This is a genomic window from Methylobacterium sp. D48H (assembly GCF_053345715.1).
This window is the reverse complement of record NZ_JBKFAP010000002.1, coordinates 116,710-138,728: the sequence shown is the minus strand read 5'-3', so window position 1 is coordinate 138,728 and position 22,019 is coordinate 116,710. Positions and strand designations below refer to the sequence as shown.

Below are 22,019 nucleotides of genomic sequence, written 5' to 3'. Positions count from 1 at the left end.
GTTCCGGGGAGCGATCCGGCGCTCAGACCGCCACCGCGCGCAGGCTCGCGGGCAGGAATAGCCGCGCCTGCGCCTCGATCTCGGCGGTGAGCGCGGCCACGCCCGGACAGGGCGGGATCGCCGCGATCGCCTCGCGGGTCAGCCGGGACAGGCGCTCCATCGCGCCGCCGGTACCCAGCAGGGCGGCGGCGTTGGGGCGGCCCAGCGTCGCGTCGCGCCCGGCGGGCTTGCCGATCTCCTCCTGCCGGCAGGCGACGTCGCGCAGGTCGTCGGCGACCTGATAGGCCTCGCCGAGGCACTCGCCGAGGCGGCGCCAGGGCTCCGGCTCCGCGCCCGCCGCCGCGGCGCCGGCCACGGTCGCGGCGGCGAACAGGGCGCCCGTCTTCGCCTGCTGATAGTCGCTGAGGCTGATATGCGCCTCCGATTCCCAGGCCTGCCCGGCCGCGATGCCGGACGGCGACCCCGCTGCGCGACCGAGGAGTCCGACGAGGCGCCCGAGGCGCGCCGGATGAGGCCCGACGGACCGCGCGAGGGTCTCGAAGGCGAGGACGATCAGGGCGTCGCCGGTCAGGACGGCGATCGGCTCGCCGAAGGCGACGTGGACGGATGGCTTCTGCCGCCGCATCGGCGCGTCGTCGAAGCACGGCAGGTCGTCGTGGACCAGTGAGGCGCAGTGCAGGAGCTCGATAGCGGCGGCGGCCGCCACGGACCCCGCCGGGTCGTCGTCGCCGCAGGCGCGGGCCACCGAGAGGCAGAGGCGCGGCCGGATCCGATGGCCGCCGGGAAACACCGCGTAGCGGAGAGCCTCCGCCAGAAGGGGCGGGGCGCCGGGCGCCTCCGCGTGCGCAACGGCGCGATCCAGCGCCATCTCGATCCGCCGACCGGACTCCATATCGTTGCCTCCCGTGTTGTATGCGGTTGTCAGCAACAGGTGTCATTTCTTATTGACACTTTGCGGAGGGTAGATCAATCCCGTGGTGGGGGAGTTCGGAGCGGCCGTGGCGCAGGAGCGCGTCGTCGTGATCGGTGCCGGGATCGGTGGCCTCGCCGCCGCCCTGCGGCTCGCCCATGCCGGCTTCGAGACGACAATCCTCGAGCGCGCGCCGCAGCCCGGCGGGAAGATGCGCGCCGTCCCGGTCGGGGACCGCGCCGTCGAGGCCGGTCCGACCGTCTTCACGATGCGCTGGGTTCTCGAGGAGCTGTTCGCCGAGTGCGGGGCGGATCTCGGCGACCGGGTCGCCCTGTCACCGGCAAGGCTCCTCGCCCGTCACGCCTGGAGCCGGGACGAGCGTCTCGACCTCTTCGCCGATATCGACGCGTCGGCGGACGCGATCGCGGCCTTCGCGGGACCGCGCGAGGCGGACGGCTACCGGCGCTTCTGCGCCCGCTCGGCCGAGGTCTACCGCACCCTCGAAGGGCCGTTCATCCGCGAGGGCCGGACGGGTCCCGCCGGCCTCGCGCAGCGGGTCGGGCTCTCGGGCCTCGGCGATCTCTGGCGAATCCAGCCCTTCACGACGCTCTGGTCGGCGCTGGGGGCGTACTTTCGCGACCCGCGACTGCTCCAGCTGTTCGGCCGCTACGCCACCTATTGCGGCGCCTCGCCCTTCACGGCACCGGCGACGCTGATGCTCGTCGCCCACGTGGAGCAGGCCGGCGTCTGGACCGTCGCGGGAGGGCTCAGCGGCCTCGCGCGGGCGGTGGCCGATCTGGCGGCGGAGCGCGGCGCGACCTTCCGGTACGGCGCGGAGGTCGCGCGGATCCTCACGGACGGCGGCCGCGTCACCGGCGTGCGCCTTAGCGACGGCACGACTGTGGCTGCCGACTACGTCGTCTGCAACGCGGACTGCGCGGCCCTGGGGGCGGGGCTGCTCGGGCCCGAGGCGGCCGCCGCCGGCGAGCGGCTCGCGCCCGGCGAGCGCTCGCTCTCCGCGGTCACGCTCTGCGCGGAGGCGGTGCCGGCGGGTTTCCCGCTGGCGCACCACACGGTGTTCTTCTCGCGCGACTACCGGGCCGAGTTCGACGCGCTCCTGCGCGCCCGCCGCCTGCCCGACGACCCGACCGTCTACGTCTGTGCCCAGGACCGGGACGCGGCGGGCGCCGCGCCGCGGGGGCCGGAACGCCTGCTCCTGCTCGTCAACGCTCCGGCGGATGGCCGGGAGCGCCCCCTTCAGCCGCCGGAGATCGAGAGATGCGAGAGGAACCTGATCCGCCGGCTGGAGGCCTGCGGGCTCACCCTGGATTTCACGTCGTCGGCGGTCACGACGACGCCGCGGGACTTCGACGCCCTCTTCCCCGGGACGGGCGGAGCCCTCTACGGTCGGGCGGCACAGGGATGGGCGACGACCTTCAAGCGCGCGGGCGCGCGGACGGCGGTGCCGGGCCTCTATCTCGCGGGGGGCTCGATCCATCCCGGCCCGGGCGTGCCGATGGCGGCGCAGTCGGGGCGGCTGGCAGCGGCAGCGATCCTGGACGACCGCGATTCGATGGCGCGGTCGCGCGGGGCGGCTACGCGTGGTGGTACGTCGATGCGGTGAGCGACGACGGCCGCCAGGGCCTCACGATCATCGCGTTCATCGGCAGCGTGTTCTCGCCCTACTACGCCTGGAGCGCCGAGAAGGACCCCTTCGCCCACTGCGCCATGAACGTGGTGCTCTACGGCGACCGCGGCCGCTTCGCCATGACCGAGCGCCGCGCCGCCAGCCTGTCGCGCAGCGCCGACCACATCGCCGTCGGACCCAGCGCCATGCACTGGGACGGCACGGCGCTGACGGTGCGGATCGACGAGCGCGGCGCGCCCCTGCCCCGGAGGATCCGCGGCACCGTGCGCCTCGAGCCGCGCGGGTTCACGGGCGGCCCGTTCCATCTCGACCGGGCCGGGCGCCACCGCTGGTGGCCGATGTCGCCCTCCTCGCGGGTCGAGGTGGATTTCGACGCGCCGGACCTTCGCTGGAGCGGGAGCGGCTACTTCGACACCAACGACGGCGACGAGCCGCTGGAGGCCGCCTTCTCGCGGTGGACATGGTGCCGGGCCGACCTGCCGGACGGCGCGGCGATCCTCTACGACGTCCATCACCGCGACGGCGGCGGCCAGAACCTGTCGCTCCGGTTCTCCGCGGACGGCAGCCGCCGCGAGATCCGGCCGCCGCCCGGCGCGGCGCTCCCGGCGACGCGCTTCTGGCGGATGCCGCGCGAGACCCGCAGCGACGGTGGCCGCTCGCGGGTGCTCGCGACCTACGAGGACACGCCGTTCTACGCCCGCTCGCTGCTCGCCTCGACCCTGGGCGGCGAGCCGGTCCGGGCCATGCACGAGAGCCTGTCGCTCGACCGGTTCCGCAACCCGATGGTGCGACTCATGCTGCCCTTCCGGATCCCGCGGCCGCTGGCTCCGTGAGGGCCTCGGCGGCGCCCGTCCCGGATCGCCGTCGGCTCGGGGTGACGCTCCGCGGCATGACGCGCTCCGCGATGCAGGCGAAGGTCGCCATGCTCAGCACGAGGCCGAGGGAGAAGCCGGTCAGCGCCGCCGCCTCCCGGACGACCGCGAAGAGCGGCACCGCGCAGAGCAGGGCCCGCTCGCGCGGCCGCAGGCCGCCGGCGCGGTGCGCGGCGAGCGCCAGGAGGAGCACGGCTGGCACGAGGGGCGCCAGGTCGTAGACCGGGAGGTACGGCGACAGCAGCGGCGCGGAGACGAGGAGCGCGGCCGCGCGCAGCGTCGGGTCTGTGGGCCGGGACCAGGCGCGGCAGGCGAGGCCGAGCGCCAGTACGGCGACGAGACCCTGCGCCGTCCAGGCGGCGGCCATCGAGCCGCCGAGCAGGCGCACCGCGCCGAACGCGCTGGCGTTGAGGTTGAGGCTCGCCGCCGCGTTCTGCAGGATGATCCGGTTCGTGTCCCCGAGCGTGCCGAGAAAGCCGGTCCAGGGCGCCGTCCCGAACAGCGCCAGCGACGCGAGGCAGAGGGCCAGCACCGTCGACGCGCAGGCGGCCAGGCACGCGCGCCGTCCCGTCACCAGCAGCAGCAGGGGGGCGAGCGCCGCGAAGTGCGGCTTGTAGGCCAGCAGGCCGAAGCAGAGCCCGGCGAGCCACGGTCGGCGATCGACGAGCACCGCGCCGAGGGTGAGCAGCGACGCGGTGAACAGGCCGTTCTGGCCGTAGACGAGGTTGCAGAGCACGAGCGGGTGCGCGAGCGCGACGAGGGCCGCGTCCCGCCGGCCGGCCGCGACCCGCATCGCGAGCGCGAACAGGGCGAGGGAGAGCGCGGTCCAGAGCAGGTAGGCCGGCTGCAGATCCAGCAGTGCCATCGCGGCCGCCGGCAGGAGGAACACCGGGGGATAGTGCCACGCGAACCGGCACGCCTGCCCGCAGGCCGCCTTCAGGTTCGCCAAGTGCACCGGCAGGTCGTAGGGGTCCGCCCCCCGCCCCTCCAGCGCCGAGCGGCCCGCCACCCAGACCTGGACGAAGTCGTTGCCGAGGGGGTCGCCGTACCAGTTGCGCCGCGGGTCCGGGCCGGTCCCGTAGACGAGGAGGACCATGGCGAGGCCGAACGGCAGCAGCACCCAGGCCGCCCGCCTGCCGAAGGCGAACAGCCGGTCATCGCTGCTCAGGAGATGCGCGAGATCTGACCGGAGCGCGGCGGCGCGTGCTGTCGGTGAGCCCGGCACGCGGGTCTCGATGGGCGCTGGCATGACGGAGGATTTCCGCGTCCGGATTCCGCGGCAGCCTAGGCGCGCGCGGTTCCGGGCCCGTTAACAGGGGTGTTTGCGGCCCGGCCCGGCTTGTGCAAGAGGGCGGCGGCTGCGATCCTCGCGCCGTCAAACCGGGGCGATCACATCGATGCGACTGGACGAGGCGTCTCCGGCCCCGCGCGTCCTGATCTACAGCCACGATACCTTCGGGCTCGGCCATCTGCGCCGCTCGCGGGCGATCGCCAACGCGATCGTGGCGTGCAACCGCGGCGCCCGGGCGATGATCGTCTCGGGCTCCCCGGTGGTCGACCGCTTCGCCTTCGCGGCGGGCGTCCGGACGGTCAGGCTGCCGCCGGTGACCAAGTTCGCCGACGGCGGCTATGCCAGCCTCGACGGCGCGACCCCGCTGGCGCGCACCGTCGCGCAGCGTTCCGCGATCATCGCCCAGGCCTGCGACGCCTTCCGGCCCGACCTGATCATCGTCGACAAGGAACCGGCCGGCTTCCACGGCGAGCTGCTGCCGGTGCTGGAGCGGGCGGCGGCCGGCGACATCCGCCTCGTCCTGGGCCTGCGCGACGTCCTCGACGACGCCGACCGCCTCGTCCCCGAATGGGAGCGCAAGGGCGCGGCCGAGACGATGGCGCGTTTCTACGACGAGATCTGGGTGTACGGGCTGAGCCGGATCCACGAGCCCCTGGCGGCGCTGCCGATGGAGCCCGAGATGGCCGCCCGCATCGACGGGCGCCTGATCTACACCGGCTATCTCCGCCGCGACCTCCCGGAGCGCCGCGCCGGCCGCGAGGAGCCCCCGATCGCGAACGGCCCCTTCATCCTGGTGACGCCGGGCGGCGGCGGCGACGGGGCGGCCCTGATCGACTGGGTGATCGCCGCCTACGAGGCCGATCCCGCGATCCCCCTGCCCGCGCTCATCGCCTTCGGTCCCTTCCTCGATGCCGGCATCCGCGACGGGTTCATGGCGCGCATCCGCCGCCTCGGTGACCGGATCGCGGCCATCACCTTCGACAGCGAGATCGAGTTCCTGATGCGCAAGGCCGCCGGCGTCGTCGCCATGGGGGGCTACAACACGTTCTGCGAGATCCTGTCCTTCGACCGCCGGGCGATCCTCGTGCCCCGGACCGAGCCGCGGCGGGAACAGGCGATCCGGGCGCTGGCGGCCGAGCGGCTCGGCCTCGCGCGGGTGCTGATGGAGGCGGAAGGCCGGGCGCCCGGGCGCATGGCGGCGGCGCTTCGCGACCTGCCGGGACAGGACCCGCCGTCGCGGGTCCTGGTGCCGGGTCTCCTCGACGGCCTCGACGCGGTCGCGCGCCGCGTCCGGGCGCTGACCGCCCGCGGCGGCGCGGACGTCGCGGCCCGGCCGTACCTGCAGGCCTATTCGTGAGCGCCAAGCGGGTCGCCGTGGTGCTGAAGGGCTATCCGCGGCTCTCCGAGACCTTCATCGCGCAGGAGTTGCTGTCGCTGGAACGGTGCGGACTGGCTCTCGAGATCTGGTCCCTCCGGCGCCCGACCGATCGGGCCCGCCATCCGATGCACGCGCAGATCCGCGCGGAGGCCGCCTACCTGCCCGAGTACCTGCGCGACGCGCCGCTGCGGGTGCTCCGGGGCCTCGGCGCCGCGCTCCGGCGGCCGAACCTGCCCGCGCTCCTGGCGCTGTTCGCCCGCGATCTCCGGCGCGACCCGACGGCGTCGCGGCTGCGGCGCCTCGGGCAGGCCCTGGTCCTCGCCCGGGAATTGCCGGCCGAGGTCGCCCATATCCACGTGCACTTCCTGCACACGCCGGCCAGCGTCGCCCGCTACGCCGCGCTCCTGACCGGGCGCCGGTGGAGCTTCTCGGCGCACGCCAAGGACATCTGGACCACGCCCGACTGGGAACTGGCCGAGAAGCTGCGCGACGCCGAATGGGGCGTGACCTGCACCCGTGATGGCCTCGCCCGACTCGACAGCGTCGCCCCGGGCCGGACGCTGCTCGCCTATCACGGGCTCGATCTCGCCCGGTTCCCCGACGCGCCGCCGCCGCGCGAGCCGCGCGACGGGACGGACCCGGACCGCCCCCTCCGGCTCCTCTGTGTCGGCCGGCTCGTCGCCAAGAAGGGGCACGACGACCTCATCGACGCCCTCGCCGCCCTGCCCGCGCACCTGCACTGGCGGCTCGACCTGATCGGCAGCGGCGAGCGGCGCGAAGCCCTGGAGGCCCGGGTCGCTGCCTGCGGCCTGGCGGAGCGGGTCCGCTTCCGCGGCGCCCTGGCGCAGCCCGCGGTGATCGAGGCCATGCGCGCGGCGGACCTCTTCGTCCTGCCGACGAAGCCCGCCCCCGGCGGCGATCGCGACGGCCTGCCGAACGTGCTGATGGAGGCCGCGAGCCAAGCGCTGCCGATCCTGGCGACCGCCTTCGCCGGCACGCCGGAATTCATCACCGACGGTGTCCACGGCGTCCTGACGCCGCCCGGCGAGCCGGCGGCGCTGGCCGAGGCCCTGGTCCGTCTCGCGGGCGATCCGGGCCTCCGTCAGCGACTCGGCGCGGCTGCCCTGGCCCGGCTCGTGCAGGACTTCTCCGAGGAAGCGGCGATCGCGCTGATCGCCGGCCGGCTGCGCGCGTCCGCGGGTCTGCCGCAGGGCGCGGTCGCCCGCGAATCGGAGTTGTCCGCGTGCGCGTCCTGATCGCGGTCACGCATCTGCTCGGCGCGGGGCACCTCACCCGCGCGGCCGCCATCGCCCGCGCCTTCGCGGCGGCCGGCCACGAGACGATGCTGGTCTCGGGCGGCGTCCCGGCACCGATGGTCCGACAGGACGGGTTGCGCCGCGTGCAGCTGCCGCCGCTCCGGATCGCCGGCACGGACTTCTCGACGCTGCTGGACCCCGACGGACGCCTGGCCGGGCCGGCGCTCCTCGAACGCCGCCGGGCCCTGATGGTCGACACCCTGGCGGCCTTCGAGCCGGACGCGGTGATCACCGAGCTGTTCCCGTTCGGCCGGCGCGCCCTGGCGGCCGAGTTCCTCGCCCTGGTGGACGCGGCCCGCGCCCGGCGGCCGCGCCCGCTCGTCCTCGCCTCCGTGCGCGACGTCCTCGTGGCCTCGACCAAGCCGGAGCGGATCGCCCAGGCGCACGCGCGGGTGGCGGACCTCTACGACGCCGTGCTGGTGCACGGCGACCCGGCCCTGATCCCCCTCGAGGCCTCGTGGCCCCTCGACGCGGCCATTGCCGCGAAGGTGCGTTACACCGGATACGTGGACGAGGGGACCGTGCCCGCCCCGGCCTCGCGCCGCTCCGGCGTGGTGGTCGCCGCCGGATCCGGACCGGCCGGGCTGGTCCTGCTGCGCGCGGCCGCAGGCGCGGCCCGGCTTCGGCCGGATCTCGGCTGGCGGATCCTGGCCGGCCACGGCGTCCCCGAGGCCGAGCTGTCCGAGATCGGTCACGGTCTCGCGCCCGGCATCCTCGGTCGCGCCCAGCCGGACTATCGCGCGCTCCTGGCCGGCGCCGCCCTGTCGGTCAGCCAGTGCGGCTACAACACGGCCGTCGATCTCCTCGCCACCGGCACACCCGCTGTCCTCGTGCCCTTCGAGGCCGGCGGCGAGACCGAGCAGCGCCTGCGCGCCGAGCGCCTCGCCGCCCGGGGACTCGCCCGGGTGCTGCCGGAATCGGAGCTGACGCCCGGGACCCTGGTGGAGGCCATCGCGTCGCGGGGCGTCCTCCCCGCGCCCGGCGATCCCGGGATCGATCGGGACGGCGCAGCGCGCACGGTCGCGCTGGTCGAATCCCTCCGCGGGGGCGAGCGATCGCGCCCCGTCCGGGCTAAGCCCTCCGAGCCGGCCCTCGACGCTCTCCGCCGTGCTCTCGACGCCGTCGCGGCGCGGGGCCTGCGCGTGCCGCTGTTCTGGCGCGATGACGACGCGGTCGCGGGCGGTCCGGACCTCGACCGCCTCATCGGTCTCGCCGAGCACCACGGCGTCCCGCTCCTCCTCGCCGCGATCCCGGCCGGCATCGACGCCTCGCTGCCGCGGCGGCTCGAAGCGGCTGCCGGTGTATCCGTCGCCGTCCACGGCCTCGCCCACCACAACCACGCCCCGCCGGGCGAGAAGCGGGCCGAGTTCGGCGCGCACCGCCCTCTCGACACCCTGGTTGCCGACGCCGCTGCCGGCCTCCGGATCGCCCGGCAGCGTCTGCCGGAAGGCTCGCTGCTGCCTGTCTTCGTACCGCCGTGGAACCGCGTCGCGCCGGAACTTGCCTCCGCCCTGCCGGATCTCGGCTATCGCGGCCTCTCGGCCATGCCCGGCCCGTCGATCCCGGGTCTGCGCCGGCTCGATGCCACCCTCGATCCGATCGATTGGCGGGGCAGCCGGTCCCTGCGCGATCCGGAGGCCCTGCTGCGCGGCCTCGCCGCCGACATCGCGGGCGCGCCGGAGCGGCCGCTCGGCCTTCTGACGCACCACCGCGTCCACGACCAGGCCGTCTGGGACTTCGTCGGCGCGCTCGTGGCCAACCTCCTGCGGCACCCGGCGATACAGGTCGTGGATGTTCGGGCGCACTTCGGCGCGTCCGCGATGGACAAGGGGCCGGCGGCATCTAAGTCTCAGGTCTCACAGATCGCGAGGACGGGTTGAGCCCGCTATTGTCCATCCGCGACCTCGCGGTCGCGTTCCGCACGGAGAGCGGTCCGTTCGAGGCGCTGCACGGCCTGTCCCTCGACGTTCACCGCGGCCGCACCCTCGCCCTGGTCGGCGAGTCCGGTTCGGGCAAGTCGGTGACCGCCCAGGCGATCCTGCGGATCCTGCCGCCCTCCGCCGCCATCACCCGCGGTCAGATCCTGTTCCGGGACGGCGAGGTCGAAGCCGACATCGCGCGGCTCCCCTCCGAAGGCGAGGCGATGCGGGCGATCCGTGGCCAGCGCATCGCCATGATCTTCCAGGAGCCCATGACCTGCCTGTCACCGCTCCACACGGTGGGCGACCAGATCGGCGAGGCGCTGCGCATCCACACCGGGGCCGACCGCAAGGAGGCCGATGCCCGGACGGAGGGGGCGCTGGCCCGGGTCGGCTTCCCGGACCCGCACCGCGCCCTGCGGACCTACCCGTTCGAGTTGTCCGGCGGCCTGCGCCAGCGCGCCATGATCGCCATGGCGCTGATCCTGAAACCCGCCCTCCTCGTCGCCGACGAGCCGACCACCGCGCTGGACGTCACCACCCAGGCCCAGATCCTCGCCCTGCTGGCCCGGCTCCAGGAGGAGACCGGGATGGCGATCCTGCTGATCACCCACGACCTCGGCGTGGTCGCCAACATCGCCCACGACGTCGCCGTCCTCTATCGCGGACGCCTCGTCGAGGCAGGCCCGCGCGACACGGTGATGCGCGCGCCGGGCCACGCCTATCTCCGCGCGCTCCTCCACGCGGTCCCGCGCTTCGACATGGCGCCCGGCGAGCGGCTGACGCCGATCCGCCCGGCCAAGGCCGAGATCCCGCCCGGCCAGGCGCCCGCGCCCCTGGCCGGGCCGATCCTGCAGGTGAAGGGGGTGAGCAAGAGCTTCACGCTGCGCGCCGGTCGGCTGTGGCAGAAGCCGCGGATCGTCCACGCCGTGTCCGACGTCTCCTTGAGTTTGGCGGCGGGCCAGACGCTGGGGCTCGTCGGAGAGTCCGGGTCGGGCAAGACCACGGTCTCGAAGATGATTATGCGGGCGCTCCGGCCGGATTCCGGGCGGATCCTGTTCGACGACGGTAGCGGCCCGCGGGACGTCCACGGCCTGAGCGGCGACGCCCTCTTCGCCTATCGCCGCACGGTCCAGTTCGTGTTCCAGGACCCCTACGCGTCCCTCGATCCGCGCATGACCGTCCGGCAGATCCTGTCGGAGCCGATGGAGATCCACGGCGTCCCGGCGGCGGAGCGGCGGGAGCGCTGCCGCGCCCTGATGGCCATGGTCGGCCTGGAGCCCAGCGGTCTCGGCCGGTACCCGCACGCCTTCTCGGGCGGGCAGCGGCAGCGCATCGGGATCGCCCGGGCGCTCGCCCCGAAGCCGCGGCTGCTGGTGCTCGACGAGCCGGTCTCGGCCCTCGACGTCTCGGTCCAGGCGCAGATCCTGAACCTGCTCAAGGATCTCCAGGCCGCGCTGGGCCTCTCCTACCTCATCGTTTCCCACAATCTGGCAGTGATCGACTACATGGCGGACACCATCAGCGTGATGTGCCGGGGCCGCATCGTCGAGGAGGCGCCCCGCGCGGCCCTGTTCCGCCGGCCCGTCCATCCCTACACGCGGGCGCTGCTCGCTGCCGTGCCCGATCCGAGCCTGGACCATCCCCTCGACTTCGCGGCCGTCGCCTCCGACCGCAACGACCCGACCCGCTGGGAGGAGCCGTTCCGCCTGGCCCCCGACGAGGCCGGGGCGATGCGCCCGGTCGAGACCGGACACCGGGTGCGCTTCAGCGCCGCCCACAGTGCGGAGGCCGCGTGATGCAGGCCCGGCCGCCCGTCATGCTGGAGCGCCTGCGCCGCAAGGTGCTGTCGCCGTTCTTCGACCGACTGGGCTACGACCTCGTCCCGGCCGCCCCCGACTGGACCCACCGGCCGACCTCGCCGCGGGAAGTCGCCACCCTGCTCGAATCGGCCGCCGCCATCCTGGAACGCGATCTCGCCGCCGCCGGCCTCATCCCCGACGGCGACGTGCTGGAGCAGGTCCGGGCATTCTGGGCGCTGATACCCACCGCCCCCGTCCGGCAGCGGCGCGGCGGCAGCGGCTTCAACGGCGCGCTGCAGCTCTACGTTGCCATGCGGGCGCTGAAGCCCGACTTCGTGATCGAATCGGGCGTGTTCCGCGGGCTCACGACCTGGGTGATCCGGCAGGCCCGCCCGCAAGCGCAGATCTTCTGCCACGATCCGGACCTGTCGGGCCTGCAGTACCGCGACCGGCAGGCCCGCTACAGCACGGCGGATTGGTCGACCGCCGACTGGTCCATGCTCGACCCGGCGCGGACGGTGGCGTTCTTCGACGACCACGTCGCCCAGGGTCGACGGGTCGTGGAGGCGCGGGCGCGCGGTCTGACCCGGCTGCTGTTCGACGACGACGCGGCCGGGCACCGGATCCACGCCCATGGCGGCCCCGCGCACCCGACCATCGCGATGATCACCGGGCCCGAGCGCAGCCCGGAGCCGATCCGGTGGACGCGGAACGGCCGCCATTTCGAGCAGCCGGCCGACGACGCCCTGGTGCGGCAGGCCGCCGGGCTGATCACACGGTCCCACGCCTTCGACGACCTGCACAGGGCGACCGGCTACTCGCCCGCGCGGCTCACCTCCGTGACGTTGCGGGGCAGCTCATGAAGGCCTCGGACATCCGGGACGGCACCGCGTCCGCTCTCCCGCTGCGGCGCGGGAACGACAGCACCGTGTCCCGCCGCGCCCTGCTCGCCGGGCTCGGCGCCAGCCTGATCTGGTCGCGCGCGCCGTTGCGGGCCTTCGCCGACACCCCGCCGGCCGACGCGCCCGGCCCGCCGACCACCCCCTACGTGGCCGACCTCGCCGCCCACGGACGCCGCCTCGGCAGCGCGGGCGGTACCATCCGCACGCTGATCGCCAGGGCGCGGGACGTCCGGTACCTGTCGGTCTACGGCTACACCCGCCTCGTGGGCTACGATGCCGACCTCAACCTGCGGCCCGACGTGCTGGAGCGCGTCGACGTCGAGGGCGGCCGCTTCACGTTCACGCTCCGCCGGGGCCACCGCTGGTCGGACGGGCACCCGTTCACCGCGGAGGATTTCCGCTACTACTGGGAGGATGTCGCCAACGAGAAGGCCCTGAGCCCCGACGGGCCAGCGGCCTTCTTCCGGGTCGACGGCAAGCTCCCGGTGGTGGAGTTCCTCGATCCGGTCACCGTCCGCTACAGCTGGGACCGGCCGAACCCGATGTTCCTGCCGGCCCTGGCGGCGCCGCGCGACCCGCTGATCTACCGGCCGTCGCACTATCTCAAGCCGTACCACGCCCGCTACGTCGGCAAGGAGGCGGCCGACGCGAAGGCCAAGGCGCTGAAGCTCCGCAGCTGGGCGGCCCTGCACAATCGCCTCGACGACAATTACGAGCTCAACAACCCGGACTGCCCGACCCTGCAGGGCTGGGTGCCGCGGACCCGCTCGCCGGCCACCCGGTTCCGGTTCGAGCGCAACCGCAGCTACCACCGGGTCGACACGGCCGGCACGCAGCTCCCCTACGTCGATTCCATCGTGATGGACGTGGCCTCGCAGGGCCTTCTGGTCGCCAAGACCAATGCCGGCGAGGCCGACCTGATGTTCCGCGGGCTGATGATGCCCGACATCCCGAGCCTCAAGGAGGGTGAGGCGGCGCATCGCTACCGCACCAACCTGTGGCCCGTGGCCCGCGGCTCGGAGATCGCGCTCTACCCGAACCTGACCACGACGGATCCGGCGTGGCGGCAGCTCAACCGCGACGTGCGTTACCGGCACGCCCTGTCGCTCGCCATCGATCGGCGCACCCTGAACAACACGCTCCTGTTCGGCCTGGGCACCGAGGGCAACGACACGATCGTGCCGGAGAGTGCGCTGTTCGAGCCCGAGATGCGGACCCTCAACGCCGCCTACGACCCGGCCCGGGCCGCCAAGCTTCTGGACGAGATCGGGCTGACGGCCCGCGACGGGTCTGGCACGCGGCTGCTCCCGGGCGGTCGCGCCCTGGAGCTGGTGGTGGAGAGCGACGGCGAGGCCGAGATGGTCCTCGACGCGCTGCTGCTCATCACGGAGTTCTGGCGCGAGGTCGGGATCCGCCTGATCACCAAGCCGCAGGAGCGCACGAACCTGCACCGGCGCTCGATCGCGGGCGTGACCGTCATGGTCGCCGCCCAGGGCCTCGACCTCGCCGTCCCGACCGCGATCATGCCCCCGACCGAGCTGAGCCCGGCCCAGCCGGAGCATTATTCCTGGCCGCTGTGGAGCATGAACGTCGAGAGCCGCGGCAAGAGCGGCGAGCCCTGCGACGTACCGGAGGTCCAGCGCCTCATCGAGCTCGACCGGGAGTGGCGCCACACCGACGATGCCGGCCGGCAGGCCGCGATCTGGCGCGAGATGCTGATGAACCACGCGCACAACACCTGGGTGATCGGCACGGTGGCGGGCGCGCTCCAGCCGGTGGTCGGCGCCGATCGCCTGATCAACCTCCCGAAGCGCGCCCTCTATTCCTGGGAGCCCACCGCGATGATCGGCGTGCAGCGCCTCGACGAGCTGTTCTGGGACAAGGGCACCGAGACCGGCGCCGACAAGCGCGCGGAGGCCCGGTGATCGTCCAGATTCTCCGCCGCGTCGTCACGATGGCGGTGACGCTGCTGGTCATCTCGGCGCTCGTCTTCGTGATCATCAAGCTGCCGCCGGGCGACTACCTGACCAACCGGATCATGGAGCTGCGGGCCACCGGCGACGCGAGCTCCGTGGCGAAGGCCGAGCTGCTCATCAAGCAGTACGGGCTCGATCGGCCGGTCTGGCAGCAGTACCTGATGTGGATCGGCGTGCTGCCAGGATCGGTCGGGTTCTCCGGGCTGCTCCAGGGCGACTGGGGCTGGTCGTTCGAGTACGACAAGCCGGTGGCGGACGTCGTCGGCGACGCCCTGTGGCTGACCCTGCTGATCAATCTGACGGCGGTGGTGTTCGTCCACCTCGTGGCGATCCCGGCGGCGATCTACTCCGCGACGCACCGGAACACGCTCGGCGACGCCGTCGTCACCCTGCTGGGCTATGTCGGCCTCGCCGTGCCGGGCTTCCTGCTCGCCCTGATCCTGCTGTTCTACGCCAACCGGTGGTTCGGGCTGTCGATCGGCGGCCTCTACGATTCGGCCCTCACCAACCAGCCCTGGACCTGGGAGAAGGTCCGCTCGCTCCTGGCGCACCTGATCGTGCCGACGCTGGTGATCGGCCTCGGCGGCACCGCGGCCATGATCCGGCGCATGCGCGCCAACCTGCTCGACGAGCTGGCCAAGCCCTACACGGTGACCGCCCGCGCCAAAGGCCTGCCGCCCCTGCAGGCGCTGCTGAAATACCCGTTCCGGATGTCGCTCAACCCGTTCGTCGCGGATATCGGCAACCTGCTCCCGCACCTCGTCTCGGGGTCGGTGCTGGTCTCCCTGGTGCTCAGCCTGCCGACTGTCGGGCCGCTGCTCCTCGAGGCCCTGCGCAGCCAGGACCAGTTCATGGCCGGGTTCATCCTGATGTTCGTCGCGGCCCTCACCCTCGTCGGCATGCTGATCTCGGACCTGATCCTGGTCTGGCTCGATCCGCGCATCCGCATGGGCCTGCGATGACCGGCCCCGCGATGACCGACGCGCTGCCCGCATCCGGACACTTCGTCGATCCGGCGCCCTTCGAGCCGGAGGCCCGGACCGAGAGCCCGGTCGCCACGGCCTCCGCGTGGCGGCTCATCCTCCGCAAGTTCCTGCGCCACCGCCTCGCCGTGGCCTCGGCCCTGATCCTGCTCGCGCTCTACGCGACCGTGCCGTTCGTCGAGCAGCTCGCGCCCTATGGACAGGCCCGCCGCAACGGCGACTTCCTCTACGCGCCGCCGCAGGGCGTGCACCTGTTCCACGAGGGCCGCTTCGTCGGGCCGTTCGTCTATCCCTACCGGGCCCATCTCGACCTCGACACGTTCCGCCGGGACTACAAGGTGGACGCCGCCGCCCCGCAGCCGCTGCGCTTCCTCTGCCGGGGCGACGGCTACGACTGGCTGGGGCTCGTCCGCACCGACCTGCACCTCGTCTGCCCGCCGGAGAACGGCACGCTGTTCCTCCTCGGCACCGACAAGCTCGGGCGTGACCTGTTCTCGCGCATGATCTACGGGGCCCGGATCTCCCTCACCATCGGCCTCGTGGGCGTCGCCATCTCGTTCGCGCTCGGGCTCTTCTTCGGCGGCATCGCGGGCTATTTCGGCGGCGTCGTCGATGCCGGGGTGCAGCGGCTGATCGAGGTGGTGCGCTCCCTGCCGGAGCTGCCGCTCTGGCTCGCCCTGTCGGCGGCGCTGCCGCCGAACTGGAGCCCGCTGCTGATCTTCTTCGGCATCACGGTGATCCTCGGCCTGCTCGACTGGCCGGGGCTCGCGCGGGCGGTGCGCGGCAAGCTCCTGGCGCTGCGGGAGGAGGATTTCGTCCAGGCCGCCGAACTGATGGGCGCCTCGCCGACCCGGGTGATCGGCCGCCACCTGATCCCGAACTTCATGAGCCACCTGATCGCGTCGGCGACGCTGTCGATCCCGACCATGATCCTCGGCGAGACCGCCCTGTCGTTCCTGGGCCTCGGACTCAGACCGCCGGTGACCAGCTGGGGCGTGCTGCTCAACGAGGCGCAGAATCTCGCAGCGGTGCAGCTCTACCCCTGGCTGCTCCTGCCGGTCCTGCCCGTGCTGGTGACGGTGCTCGCCTTCAACTTCATGGGCGACGGCCTGCGCGACGCTGCCGATCCGTACCACTGACGGGCGCGCGCCGCGCCGTGTGGCCTACCCGGCGAGCGGCAGCGGCGCGATCCGCGTCGGGGCGGCGACGCCCTTGCGCTCGAGGAGGCCCGGCGGCGGCACCGGGGCGTCGATGGTGCACACCACGCCGGTCGGCTCGTAGCTCAGCACCACCTCGCCGGCGAGCTCGCGCGCCAGACTGCGCTCGATCAGGCGCGAGCCGAATCCGGTCCGCGTCGGCTTCTTCACCGGCGGCCCGCCGCGCTCGGACCAGCGGAGCGAGAGCTGCATCTCGTCCAGGCGCCGCACCGTCCAGGAGATCTCGACCGTGCCGCCCTCGGTCGAGAGCGCGCCGTACTTCACGGCGTTCGTGCCGAGCTCGTGCAGGGCCATGGCGATGGACAGCGCGAGCCGCGGCGGCAGCCGCAGGGCCGGTCCCTGCACCTGGAACCGCGAGGCCCGGCCGTCGCCGGCCTCCAGAGGCCGGATCGCGTCCGCCACGACGGCGGAGAGTTCCGCCCCTTCCCAGCTCTCCCGGGTCAGCACGTCGTGCACCCGCGCCAGGGCGAGGAGGCGCGCCTCGAAGGCGGCGCGCGCCGCGTCGGCCTCGGCGCCTTCCAGCCCGCGCAGCGACTGGGCCGCGATCGACTGCACCGTCGCCAGGGTGTTCTTCACCCGGTGGTTCAACTCGTGGATCAGGAGCAGGAGGTGCTCCTCGGCGTTCTTCGTGTCGGTGATGTCGATGTTGCAGCCGGTGTAGCCCAGGAAGTTCTGGGCGTCGTCGAGCCGCGGCACGCCCTCGCACTGGAGCCAGCGCACCGCGCCCGTCCGGTCGATCACCCGCGCCTCCGTGCGGAACGGGATCCGGGCCTCGAACGCCTCCGTGAAGGCGCTGCGGAAATTCTCCAGGTCGTCGGGATGCACGATCTGGTGCCAGCCGTCGTCGTTGAACCGTGCGGCCGGCAGCCCGAACAGGTGCTCGAAATGGAGGTTGGCGAAGCTGACCGCGCCGGTCTCGTCGGTCATCCAGATCAGGGCCGGCGCCGAATCGGCCATGTGCCGGAAGCGCGCCTCGGACTCGCTCAGGGCGCTCAGGCCGCGCTTTGTCTCGGCGAGCGCCCGGTCGCGCTCCTCCTCCCGGGTGCGCAGCCGGAGAGACGCCTCCGACAGCACGACGCCGAGCCGCTGGATCTCGTGGACCGGCGACGACACGCGCGGGATCGCCTCGCCCCGGGCCAGGGACGGCCCCGAAGCGGCCAGCAGCCGGAGGGGGCGCGAGACCCGCGACCAGAGGTTCACCGCCAGAAGCGACGAGGTGGCCAGCACCAGCAGGCCGAAGCCCGCGAAGGCCCAGATCCAGCGCCGCACCCGCGCGTCGACGAGGGCCTGCGGGATGCTGGTCGCGACCATCCAGCCGGTGAGCCGCGAGCGCGCCTCGATGACCACCACCGGCTTGTGCTGGCGATCCTGGCCCTCCCAGACCCCGGGCGTCGACGACTGCACCTGGCGGAGGCTGGCGAGGCGCTGCTTGCCGACCACCGCCTCGGGATCGGGCAGGCGCGCCAGGACGATGCCCGACCTGTCGCTGATCCCCGTCGTCCAGCCCGGTACGACCTCCCGGGACAGGATGCCCTGCAGGCGCGACAGGGGGACGGTGAAGCTCAGAATATAGCCGACCTCGCCGTCGACCATCACGGGCACGCCGACCGCGTAGGTGGCCTCGCTCGGCGTCGGGCCCGGCACGTAGCCGCTCACCATGGCGCGCTGCGTCCCGCGGGCCAGATCCTGGTCGAAGGGTAGCGTCACGACCGGCATCGGCGCGCCGCGCGGCACGCCGGTATTCACCATCTCCTGCCCGTTGGGCCGGCGCAGGAGCACGTCCAGGTCGATCGATTCGCGGACGAGGCGCGCCTGGGCGTCGAACGCCTCGAAGTCGCCCTGCCTGATCCGCGGTGAGGTCGCCAGAGTCTGCAGCACCGACACGAGACCGGCGGTGTCGCGGTCCAGGGACAGGCCGATGCCGCGCACGTTCTCGCGGGCGTCCTGCTCGAACCGTGCCCGCTCGGCGGAGGCGTAGCGCATCAGCAGGATGCTGGTGAACAGCAGGCCGGGGCCGATCAGCGCGATCACCAGCGCGATCAGGTAGACCTGAGTCGAGAAGCCGTTTCGCCCGAAGCGGTGCAGCCGCCGCGACAGCCAGGAACGGCGCGCGGGAATCACCGCGGGGACGCCCGCGCCCTCGGCGTGATGGTCCGGACTCAAGCGGGGTCCGTCCCCGGCCCGCGGTGCCACGCGGGCTCGTCGCCGTTCCCTCGCCTCATGACCGGTCGATATGACCGAGATCGCGTGTCGGGTCGAGGTGGTCGCGCACGCGCTGCTTCAGCGCTCTCACGTCTGGGAAACCGCCGTCGCGCACCCGTTCCCACAGGAGCACCCCGTCCAGTTGGATGTTGAAAGCGCCCCCCGTGGCCGGGACGAGGGCGACCTCGCCCAGATCATCGCGAAACGTCGAGAGGAGTTCCTGCGCCATCCAGGCGGAGCGCAGCAGCCAGTTGCATTGGGTGCAGTACGTGATCGCGACGCGCGGCCGTCCTGGCCTCGCCGCGCCCTCCACCGTCACGTCGCTGCCGGGCTTCGCGCCCGCTGGCCCATCGTGCATGCCCGCACAGCGCACCGGGCCGGCGCCCTTGTCAACCTCACGCGCGCGCACGTCGGCGTGCCCCGGGCCGGCGACGGCGGCGCTCAGCCGAGTGCGGTGCATATCTGGACGCCTGCTCGAACGCTCGTCCGGCTGTCGGCCAACATCGCCGGCCGCGCTTGACGTCGCGGCCCGCCGCGCTCTAGAAGGCCCGCCACCGGGTCGCGGCGCCCCCACGGGCGAGCGGCGATGGCGTGCGCTCAGGCGGCACGCCGGTACGGACGGTTAGCACAGCGGTAGTGCGTTCCCTTCACACGGGAAAGGTCGCAGGTTCGATCCCTGCACCGTCCACCATCATCCCCTATCCCCCGAAGGTCTGATCCCGCGGCTCCCCGCGTCGGTTTGCCACCCGAAAAGCGCGTGCTAAGGGCGCTCGATCGGTGAACGCATAAGCTTGGACCCGGCCCGATCCGGGTCGCAGGTCACAGGCAGGGGAAGGGCGGGAACAGCCATGAAGGACATCCTCGACAAGCTCGAAGAGCGGCGGGCGCAGGCCCGGCTCGGCGGCGGTGAGAAGCGCGTCGAGGCCCAGCACAAGCGCGGCAAGCTGACGGCGCGCGAGCGCATCGAACTCCTCCTCGACCACGGGTCGTTCGAGGAGTTCGACATGTTCGTGCAGCACCGCTCCACCGATTTCGGCATGGAGAAGCAGAAGATCCCCGGCGACGGCGTCGTGACCGGCTGGGGCACGATCAACGGCCGCACGGTCTTCCTCTTCTCGAAGGACTTCACGGTATTCGGCGGCTCGCTGTCCGAGGCGCATGCCCAGAAGATCGTGAAGGTTCAGGACATGGCGCTGAAGATGCGCGCCCCGATCATCGGTATCTTCGACGCCGGCGGCGCGCGCATCCAGGAGGGCGTCGCGGCGCTCGGCGGCTACGGCGAGGTGTTCCGCCGCAACGTCATGGCCTCGGGCGTCATCCCGCAGATCTCGGTGATCATGGGTCCCTGCGCGGGCGGCGACGTCTACTCGCCGGCCATGACCGACTTCATCTTCATGGTTCGCGACACGAGCTACATGTTCGTGACCGGCCCCGACGTGGTGAAGACCGTCACCAACGAGGTCGTGACCGCTGAGGAACTCGGCGGCGCCAAGGTCCACACGACCAAGTCGTCGATCGCCGACGGGTCCTTCGAGAACGACGTCGAGGCGATCCTCCAGATCCGCCGCCTCCTCGACTTCCTCCCGGCGAACAACATCGACGGCGTGCCGGAGCTGGAGAGCTTCGACGACGTCAACCGGATCGACGCGTCCCTCGACACGCTGATCCCCGACAACCCGAACAAGCCCTACGACATGGGCGAGCTGATCCGCCGCGTGGTGGACGAGGGCGACTTCTTCGAGATCCAGTCCGCCTACGCGCGCAACATCATCACCGGGTTCGGCCGGATCGAGGGCCGAACCGTCGGCTTCGTGGCCAACCAGCCGCTGGTGCTCGCGGGCGTGCTCGATTCGGACGCCTCGCGGAAAGCCGCGCGCTTCGTGCGCTACTGCGACGCCTTCGAAATCCCGATCGTCACATTCGTGGACGTGCCGGGCTTCCTGCCGGGCACGGCGCAGGAATACGGCGGCCTGATCAAGCACGGCGCCAAGCTGCTCTTCGCCTACTCGCAGGCGACGGTGCCGCTAGTCACGATCATCACCCGCAAGGCCTTCGGCGGCGCCTACGACGTCATGGCGTCGAAGCACGTCGGCGCGGACGTGAACTACGCGTGGCCGACGGCGCAGATCGCCGTGATGGGCGCGAAGGGCGCGGTCGAGATCATCTTCCGCAGCGAGATCGGCGACCCGGAGAAGATCGCGGCGCGCACCGGCGAGTACGAGGACCGGTTCCTCTCGCCCTTCGTGGCGGCCGAGCGCGGCTACATCGACGAGGTGATCATGCCGCACTCGACCCGCCGCCGGATCGCCAAGGCCCTCGGGATGCTCCGCACCAAGAAGATGGAGCAGCCCTGGAAGAAGCACGACAACATCCCGCTCTGAGGCGGGCGCACGGGCCGGCGGCCGCGCCGCCGCCGGTCTCAGCTGCGGTTGCTGTTCTCGATCACCGCGCACAGCGTCAGCGGGCCCTTGTCGGGCGACACCATCGCCGAGCAGGTGACCCGCGCCCCGCCGAGATCGACGTTGCTGTGCCTGAGCTTCGTGGCCGTCGCCTGGGCCCGGTGCGCGGCCTCGGTGATCACGGCGGCGTCGATGCCGGTCACCGCGTGCCCGGCCTGCCCGAACAGGTCGTAGTAGCGGTCGGGCGGGTTCGCCCCGCGAAACTGCGCGCCCACAGACGACAGGTCTGGCCCGCCGCAGGCCAGCGTCAGGGTCATGTCCGGACCGGCCGTGAAGCTCGCGTAGTCGCTCCGGCGCTCGGCCGTCTTGGCCGCCGTCTCGGCCGTGACCTTGTCGACGAGCGCGTCGCAGGACTGTGCCCGGACGGGGCCGGCGCCGGCCGAGAGGGCGGTGAAGACGAGGAGAGGCAGGAGCGCGCGCATGCCCGCGAGGTAGCGCGGCGGTCCGGAAAGGCGAGCGGCGCGGCGTTCCGGCGCGCCGCGCCCCACCCCGATGCGGATCAGGCGGATTCGCCCCGTCCCCTGACCAAGACGGGTCCCTCGCCGACGAGGAGGCGCCGCTTGAGGCGGGCGATGCCCTCCCGCTGCAACTCGCTGGGCGGGGAATGCGCGCTGGCCACCTGGGTCAGCATCGCGATCAGCTCGCCCCGCTCGGACACCGTCAGCGCGTCGCGCAGCAGCGGCGCCAGGGCGTCGGCGACCTGCGAGAACGGGAGACGCGCCTGCGTGTAGCCCCAGGCTCGCTCGAAGGTGGCCGAGATCCGATCCACCTCGAGCGGACGCTCCATGTATTCGAGGATCCGCGTTTTCTCGCTGGCGGTGAGGGGGCTGCCGGTCCGGACCAGCTGGATCATCAGGATCACCGCCGCCAGGCGCGGGTCGCGGACGCGCTGCAACGGCGTCCCCACGAGGTTCTGGAAGGTCGAGACGGCGCGGCGCTGAAGCCCCTTCGTGTCCCGGTTGACCTCCTGCAGGCCCTTGACGGTCCCGTGCGTCCGCAAGATCCAGAACAGTCCCGCGACGATGATCCCGATGAGGCCGAGCAGGATCGGCATGAGCGTCCCCAGATCGAATCGACGCGGGACGCTCTCACGCACATCTCGGTGTGTCAAACCCGCGTCAATGCCTGCGAATGACCGCTGTGA

The 22,019-nt window shown here is 72.7% G+C and carries 17 protein-coding genes and 1 tRNA gene; 12 read left to right on the top strand and 6 right to left on the bottom strand.

Features of this window, described 5'->3' with window-relative positions:
• Positions 1-22 precede the first annotated feature (22 nt).
• Positions 23-892 carry a polyprenyl synthetase family protein gene (locus ACLBX8_RS06775; RefSeq protein ID WP_091676932.1) on the bottom strand — a complete coding sequence of 290 codons (870 nt, stop codon included), beginning with the start codon at positions 890-892 and terminating at the stop codon, positions 23-25.
• Positions 893-998: 106 nt separating this feature from the next.
• On the opposite strand from ACLBX8_RS06775, the gene crtD reads away from it, so the two are divergent.
• Both crtD and ACLBX8_RS06765 read left to right on the top strand, forming a co-directional pair.
• Positions 999-2,534, top strand: a complete 1,536-nt coding sequence (gene crtD / locus ACLBX8_RS06770) for a 1-hydroxycarotenoid 3,4-desaturase CrtD (protein WP_447698699.1) — start codon at positions 999-1,001, stop codon at positions 2,532-2,534.
• The gene (locus ACLBX8_RS06765) at positions 2,531-3,391 is read left to right on the top strand and encodes a carotenoid 1,2-hydratase (protein WP_447681344.1); all 861 of its coding nucleotides are present in this window, start codon (positions 2,531-2,533) and stop codon (positions 3,389-3,391) included. The genes crtD and ACLBX8_RS06765 overlap by 4 nt, the downstream gene beginning before the upstream one ends.
• Here ACLBX8_RS06765 and ACLBX8_RS06760 read toward each other — a convergent pair.
• A complete protein-coding gene (locus ACLBX8_RS06760; protein WP_447698700.1) occupies positions 3,351-4,679 on the bottom strand; it encodes a glycosyltransferase family 87 protein in 1,329 nt (442 codons plus the stop codon). The two genes, ACLBX8_RS06765 and ACLBX8_RS06760, sit on opposite strands and share 41 nt — an antisense overlap.
• Positions 4,680-4,827: 148 nt before the next feature.
• Here ACLBX8_RS06760 and ACLBX8_RS06755 point away from each other — a divergent pair, with 148 nt between their 5' ends.
• Genes ACLBX8_RS06755 through ACLBX8_RS06720 form a run of 8 tightly spaced genes read left to right on the top strand, consistent with a single transcriptional unit; the run spans position 4,828 to position 16,136 of the window.
• Entirely contained in the window at positions 4,828-6,078 is a 1,251-nt protein-coding gene (locus tag ACLBX8_RS06755; protein WP_447714798.1) for a glycosyltransferase family protein, read from the top strand.
• Positions 6,075-7,355 carry a glycosyltransferase family 4 protein gene (locus ACLBX8_RS06750; RefSeq protein WP_447714797.1) on the top strand — a complete coding sequence of 427 codons (1,281 nt, stop codon included), beginning with the start codon at positions 6,075-6,077 and terminating at the stop codon, positions 7,353-7,355. Before ACLBX8_RS06755 ends, ACLBX8_RS06750 begins: the two co-directional genes overlap by 4 nt.
• Complete coding sequence (locus tag ACLBX8_RS06745; RefSeq protein ID WP_447714796.1) at positions 7,343-9,295, top strand: glycosyltransferase; 1,953 nt, start codon at positions 7,343-7,345, stop codon at positions 9,293-9,295. Before ACLBX8_RS06750 ends, ACLBX8_RS06745 begins: the two co-directional genes overlap by 13 nt.
• Positions 9,292-11,133, top strand: coding sequence for an ABC transporter ATP-binding protein (locus tag ACLBX8_RS06740; protein ID WP_447714795.1), 1,842 nt, complete (start codon positions 9,292-9,294; stop codon positions 11,131-11,133). Before ACLBX8_RS06745 ends, ACLBX8_RS06740 begins: the two co-directional genes overlap by 4 nt.
• On the top strand, positions 11,133-11,999 hold the full coding sequence (locus tag ACLBX8_RS06735) for a hypothetical protein (RefSeq protein ID WP_447714794.1): 867 nt from the start codon (positions 11,133-11,135) through the stop codon (positions 11,997-11,999). The genes ACLBX8_RS06740 and ACLBX8_RS06735 overlap by 1 nt, the downstream gene beginning before the upstream one ends.
• Positions 11,996-13,963 carry an ABC transporter substrate-binding protein gene (locus tag ACLBX8_RS06730; protein WP_447714793.1) on the top strand — a complete coding sequence of 656 codons (1,968 nt, stop codon included), beginning with the start codon at positions 11,996-11,998 and terminating at the stop codon, positions 13,961-13,963. Before ACLBX8_RS06735 ends, ACLBX8_RS06730 begins: the two co-directional genes overlap by 4 nt.
• Positions 13,960-14,976 (top strand): ABC transporter permease, encoded by a 1,017-nt coding sequence (locus ACLBX8_RS06725; protein ID WP_056528616.1) that lies wholly within the window; start codon positions 13,960-13,962, stop codon positions 14,974-14,976. The genes ACLBX8_RS06730 and ACLBX8_RS06725 overlap by 4 nt, the downstream gene beginning before the upstream one ends.
• A gap of 11 nt (positions 14,977-14,987) precedes the next feature.
• Positions 14,988-16,136, top strand: a complete 1,149-nt coding sequence (locus ACLBX8_RS06720; protein WP_020091975.1) for an ABC transporter permease — start codon at positions 14,988-14,990, stop codon at positions 16,134-16,136.
• Between the two features lie 24 nt (positions 16,137-16,160).
• On the opposite strand, the gene ACLBX8_RS06715 is transcribed toward ACLBX8_RS06720, so the two are convergent.
• A complete protein-coding gene (locus tag ACLBX8_RS06715) occupies positions 16,161-18,377 on the bottom strand; it encodes a sensor histidine kinase (protein WP_447714792.1) in 2,217 nt (738 codons plus the stop codon).
• 55 nt (positions 18,378-18,432) lie between these two features.
• Positions 18,433-18,774 (bottom strand): SelT/SelW/SelH family protein, encoded by a 342-nt coding sequence (locus tag ACLBX8_RS06710; protein WP_447681449.1) that lies wholly within the window; start codon positions 18,772-18,774, stop codon positions 18,433-18,435.
• 258 nt (positions 18,775-19,032) lie between these two features.
• Between ACLBX8_RS06710 and ACLBX8_RS06705 the strand changes: the two genes are divergently transcribed.
• Together ACLBX8_RS06705 and ACLBX8_RS06700 are read left to right on the top strand one after the other, a co-directional pair.
• A tRNA-Val gene (locus tag ACLBX8_RS06705) sits at positions 19,033-19,107 on the top strand.
• A 157-nt stretch (positions 19,108-19,264) separates the two neighbouring features.
• Positions 19,265-20,797, top strand: coding sequence for an acyl-CoA carboxylase subunit beta (locus ACLBX8_RS06700; protein WP_447714791.1), 1,533 nt, complete (start codon positions 19,265-19,267; stop codon positions 20,795-20,797).
• 38 nt (positions 20,798-20,835) lie between these two features.
• Here ACLBX8_RS06700 and ACLBX8_RS06695 read toward each other — a convergent pair whose 3' ends face one another.
• Positions 20,836-21,297, bottom strand: coding sequence for a hypothetical protein (locus ACLBX8_RS06695; RefSeq protein WP_020091971.1), 462 nt, complete (start codon positions 21,295-21,297; stop codon positions 20,836-20,838).
• A gap of 77 nt (positions 21,298-21,374) precedes the next feature.
• The gene (locus ACLBX8_RS06690) at positions 21,375-21,929 is read right to left on the bottom strand and encodes a tellurite resistance TerB family protein (RefSeq protein ID WP_091676961.1); all 555 of its coding nucleotides are present in this window, start codon (positions 21,927-21,929) and stop codon (positions 21,375-21,377) included.
• Positions 21,930-22,019 lie beyond the last annotated feature (90 nt).